Below are 644 nucleotides of genomic sequence, written 5' to 3' on the forward strand. Positions count from 1 at the left end.
ATGTCCGGCAGGACAGAGGGGGTGGGAAGGATCGCCAACGTCGAACCGTGCAACCTGCAAAATAGCCAGAGGATGTGCCCGCGCATTGCTGGAGAGGTCGGAGGGACAGCACCCCCTCTGGCCTGTCGGCCATCTCCCCCGCAAGGGGGGAGATCGGCAGCTTAGCCGGAGGCGCGAAGCCTCGCCGATCCCATTAATGTCAGTAGACTCGACCCCGCCAAGCGCGTTTCCTAGGCCTACCCCATGCCTCGGAGAACGGCCATGCACAACACCCGCCGAACCCTAATCGCCGTAAGCCTTTCCCTCACTCTGACCTTCGTGCCGTTCCTCGCCTTTGCCGCCTCGCCGCAGCCGGCGAAGGGCGAGCACGGCATGGTTGTGACCGCCCAGCATCTGGCGTCTGAGGTCGGCGTCGAGGTGCTGAAGAAGGGCGGCAATGCCGTCGATGCCGCGGTCGCCGTCGGCTATGCGCTGGCCGTGGTCTATCCGACCGCCGGCAATATCGGCGGCGGCGGCTTCATGACCATCCGCTTCAAGGACGGCCGCTCGACCTTCCTCGATTTCCGCGAGCGCGCGCCGCTGGCCGCGACCAAAACCATGTATCTCGACAAGGACGGCAAGCCGGTGAAGGGCGCCAGCAAGTC

The 644-nt window shown here is 65.4% G+C and carries 1 protein-coding gene; it reads left to right on the top strand.

The window, feature by feature from the left end:
* Positions 1–261: 261 nt before the first annotated feature.
* The coding region (locus tag E5W70_RS19400; protein WP_292660995.1) for a gamma-glutamyltransferase at positions 262–644 on the top strand (383 nt) is incomplete at its 3' end.

This window comes from Mesorhizobium sp., from assembly GCF_005063415.1.
GTDB lineage: Bacteria > Pseudomonadota > Alphaproteobacteria > Rhizobiales > Rhizobiaceae > Mesorhizobium.